We start from the raw sequence: 1,415 nt of genomic DNA, 5'->3' as shown, positions 1-1,415 counted from the left end.
CTGCCGGTTGCCGTCAGGGATAAATCTTTATCGCTGTGAACGGAACCCTGCGCCCCGACGGACAGATCCGTAGCGTTCAGGCCGACGTTGCCGGAGGTCGACAACTGGCCGCCCAGCGTCTGCTGCGCGGCAGTAAACTGAATATCGCCAAGGCTGGTGATCAGCGAGTTTTGCCCGGCGTTCAGGGAATTACTGTTGAGCGTCAGGCCATTTTTGCCGGTCAGCGTGCCGTCGACAATCATCTGACCGCCGCCGATGTTCAGCCGGTCACCGGCAAACAGCGAGCCTTGTTCACCCACGGTCATCTGGTCAGCAACCTGCAACCCCAGCCCCTGCTGTGAACCGATCAGCCCCTGATTGCTGAGGGTATTGGCGGTGATGTTTTGCGCGCCGCCGGACTGCATTTTGCCGCTGTTGTTCAGTTCGCTGGCGTTCAGGATCTGTGTACCCTGCGCCTGGATCAGGCCGCCGTTGGTCAGTTTTTGCGTGGCGAGCTGCGTGTTGCCGCTGGCGGCCAGCGTGCCATTGTTGGTCATGTCGCCCGCACTGACGCCCAGATTACCGCCCGCCGTCAGGCTGCCATTCCACACACCGTTATTGCCCGCCTCCGCCTGCACATTCCCGACAGCGTAAAGCTTAGCGCTGCTGGCCGAACTCAATGAGCCGCTGCTGAGCTGCAGGTTTTGTCCGGCGCGGACGTTCCCGCCGAGTACCGCACTGCCCTGCACGCCGATATCCGCATCGGTACCGGACTGAATTTGCGACCCTGCGAGGGTGGAAAGTTGCCCGAAACGCCCGGTCAGTTGATTGTCACTCGACAGCAATCCGCCAAGCTGCGTTTCTCCGGCGGTGAGGGTCAGGGCACCGCTGGCCTGCACCACCCCGCTGTTATCCAGCGTTGTCGCCTGAAGATCTTGCGTCCCCTGTGCCTGCAGCGTGCCGGTATTGGTCAGCCGCTGCGTGGTGATACGGGCGTTTCCGTTTGCGGCGATCAGCCCGTTATTGGTCAGATCCCCGGCGTTCAGTTGGAGATCTTTCCCCGCCGTCAACTTGCCCTGCCACTGGCTGTCATTACCGGCGGTAGCATGAATATTGCCTGCCGCAGACACCTGCGCGGTATTACCTGAATTGAGCTGGTCAGCGGCCAGCGTGATATTGCCGCCGCTGGTCACCTGACTCCCCTGAACGGCCAGTTGTCCCTGACTGTTGAGCGCCATATCGCCGCCCGACTGCTGGGTGCCGTTAAGCGCGATAGCCTGCGCATTCGCCGTCAGCTTGCCGGTGGAAGTCGCATTACTTAGCGTCAGCCTGCCGCTGGCATCAATCTGCATATCGCCGACCGAGGCATTCAGGTTGCCGAGGTTGACCCCGACGCCCTTGTCGCTGGAAACCAGATGAATGCGGTTGGCGTACAT

Annotated in this window: 1 pseudogene; it reads right to left on the bottom strand. The window is 61.2% G+C overall.

The annotated features are described in order from the left end of the window. Positions 1-1,415, bottom strand: a pseudogene (locus AC1DUO_RS24975) (hemagglutinin repeat-containing protein); the annotation flags it as partial.

The organism is Rahnella sp. P4_A8 (assembly GCF_056402435.1).
The sequence above is the reverse complement of the archived record's forward strand: the minus strand, read 5'-3'. Positions and strand labels throughout refer to the sequence as shown.